The organism is Micromonospora sp. KC721, assembly GCF_004348355.1.
Lineage (GTDB): Bacteria > Actinomycetota > Actinomycetes > Mycobacteriales > Micromonosporaceae > Micromonospora.
Genome location: NZ_SMJY01000345.1, coordinates 1 through 2,835, shown reverse-complemented (window position 1 = coordinate 2,835; position 2,835 = coordinate 1). Strand labels below are relative to the sequence as shown.

The 2,835-nt window shown below is 72.8% G+C and carries 1 protein-coding gene and 1 pseudogene; both read right to left on the bottom strand.

Going from position 1 to position 2,835, the window contains the following annotated elements; genetic code table 11:
* Positions 1-70 precede the first annotated feature (70 nt).
* The gene (locus tag E1182_RS30055; RefSeq protein WP_132271116.1) at positions 71-2,380 is read right to left on the bottom strand and encodes an ATP-binding domain-containing protein; all 2,310 of its coding nucleotides are present in this window, start codon (positions 2,378-2,380) and stop codon (positions 71-73) included.
* 150 nt (positions 2,381-2,530) lie between these two features.
* A pseudogene (locus E1182_RS31450) lies at positions 2,531-2,835 on the bottom strand (tetratricopeptide repeat protein); the annotation flags it as partial.

Genomic DNA, 2,835 nt, shown 5'->3' with positions numbered 1-2,835 from the left:
CCCCGATTCTCCGCCGGGACCATGAGGTCGACGGCGATGTCGATCTCCTGGGTCGCCGCCAACTTCATGATCAAGCCGGCTGGGGGGTGGGGCGCAGGACGCCGAGGCGTTGGGTGGCCCGGGTGAGGGCGACGTAGAGGTCGCTGCGACCGCGGGGAGACTCCGCCACGATGCGGTCCGGGTCGACGACCAGGACGCTGTCGAACTCCAGGCCCTTGGCCTGGTCGACGGTGAGCACCACCACCCGGCTCTCCAGTTCGGGCTGCTCGCCGACGGCCGCCTCCGGCAGCGCGGCCACCACGGCGGCGGCCAACTCCTCGGCGCGTCCCGCGGGCACGATCACCCCGAGCCGGCCGTCGGCCTGCCCGGCGGCCTCCCGGGCGGTCGCCGCGACCAACTCGTCGGCCAGCGCCGCCTCGTCGACAACCCGGTCCCACGGGGGTACGCCGGTGGCGCGTACCGAGCGGGGTGGGCGCAGCGCCGGGTCGATCTCGGCGAGCACGTCGGCGGCGACCGCCATGATCTCCGCCGGGGTGCGGTAGCTGACGGTCAGCTCTTCCAACCGCCAGCGTTGCGCCACGTACGGCTCCAGCGCCTCCGCCCAGGACGGGGTGCCGGCGAGCGCGCCGGTCTGCGCCACGTCGCCGACGATGGTCATCGACCGGCTGGGACAACGGCGCATCAGCAACCGCCAGGCCATCGGCGACAGCTCCTGCGCCTCGTCGACAATGACGTGCCCGAACGCCCAGCTCCGGTCCGCGGCGGCACGCTGGGCGGTGGTCAGCCGGTCCGCCTCCTCCTGCCGCTCCAGCAGCCGGTCGGCGTCGAGCAGATCGGTCACCCCGAGGATCTCACCGCCGTCGGCCTCGTCCTCGACGTCGATCGAGCGCGAGCCCCGCCAGATCTCCAACACACCCTCGGCGTACTCGCGTTGCAGGGCGCGCAGGCGTTCCCGGCGGGCCGCGGTGGCCCGTTCGTCCTCGCCGAGCAGCTCGGCAGCCTCGTCCAGCAGCGGCACGTCGGCCGGGCTCCAGCCGCCGCCCGGAGTCCGGTGCAGCAGGGCCCGCTCGGCGTCGGTGAGCATCGGCGCGGCGGTGGCGATCCGTTCCGTCGAGGCGTACAGGTCGGTCAGCAGGCGCTGGGGGGTGAGCACCGGCCACAGCTCGTCCAGCGTGGCGCGGACCCCGGGCTCCTCGCGCAGTTCGCGGCGGATCTCGGCGCGGTCGGCCTCGGAGAGCAGGTTCTCCCCGCCCAGCGGGTCCGCGCCGATCCGTTCGGCAACCTGCTCGGCGAGGGCGTGCACGATCTCGACGTCGAACAGCGCCCGGGCCAGGTTGTGCGGCCGGCCGGAACGGCGTACCCGGTCGCGGGCCTGCCGGACGGTCTGCGGATCCAGCAGCAGCGTCTCCCGTTCGACCTCGACCGCCAGCGGTTCGTCCGGCACCCACTGCCGGTCGCGTACCGCGGCGGCGAGCACCTCCGTCATCACCGGCCGGCCCTTGAGCGCCGCGACCCGCGCCGGCTCCGCGCGTCGCGCCCGCACCCCGGGGAAGAGGTCGCCGGGGGTACGCAGCAGCACCCCCGTCTCCGCCAGCGCGGGCAGCACCTGGGAGATGTAGCGCAGGAAGGTGGCGTTCGGGCCGACCAGCAGCACGCCCCGGGTGGCCAGTTCCCGCCGGTGGGTGTAGAGCAGGTACGCCGCCCGGTGCAGCGCCACCGCGGTCTTGCCGGTGCCGGGGCCGCCCTGCACCACCAGCATCCCTGGCAGGTCGGCCCGGATGATCCGGTCCTGCTCGACCTGGATGGTCTCCACGATGTCGCGCATCCGCCCGGTACGCCCCGCGTTGAGCGCGGCCAGCAGCGACGCCTCGCCGGTGAGTTCCTCGTGGGCGGTGGGGGAGGCGGTGGTGATGTCCAGCACCTCGTCATTGATGGCGGTGACCTTGCGCTGCCGGGTACGCAGGTGCCGCCGACGCCGTACGCCCTGCGGGTTGGCGGCGGTGGCCAGGTAGAAGGGCCGGGCGGCGGGGGCACGCCAGTCCATCAGCAGGGGGTCGTAGTCGCCCGTGGTGTCGAAGATGCCGATCCGGCCGATGTAGTGCCGGGTGCCGTCGTCGCCGTCGAGCCGGCCGAAGCAGAGCCCGTTCTCCACGGCGGAGAACTGCTCGACCTGATCGGCGTACATCCGTACGGCGCTGTCCCGTTGGGAGCGGTCCTGCAGGGTGCCGCCGGTGCGGCGCAGTTCCTCGGTCAGCCGCCGGGCGGCCTGCTCGCGCAGGTCGTCGAGCCGGCCGTAGAGCAGCGAGACGTACTCCTGTTCGCGGCCGATCTCGTCGTCGTCCGGCTGCTGCGCCACGGAACCGTCGGAATGCCTTGACAAGCCGTCTCCTCGTCAATTACAATCGCTTCAGGAATGGCATTCGACGCCATTCCTTTTTTGTGTCTGAACTGAGAAACATACCGCGCGACACGAGGCCCACCAAACGAGCCGGGCCGCCGGGTGACCACATCACCGACGCGGATGGTGTCGTCAGTGGCGCTTCGTGCAGACCTGACCGGAGCGGGCTACGATGTCGGTCGACCAGACCACCGCGATCGTGAAGCAGTAGTCGTTGGTGCGGTCCAGGCCGTACACGACAAAGCTCTCCGTGCCGGCGGGCAGTTCCTGGAAGGCGCGCGTCTCCTGTCCGGCCCGGCCGCCCGCGACCACCACCGGGCCCTCCGCGCGGGCCGGGTACCGCCAGGACAGGGCGATGTCGTCACGCCGGTCGGTCAGCCGTACCTGGTCGGGCGGGGCGGCGACGACGGTCGGCCCGGCGGTGGCGGGGGTGGTCG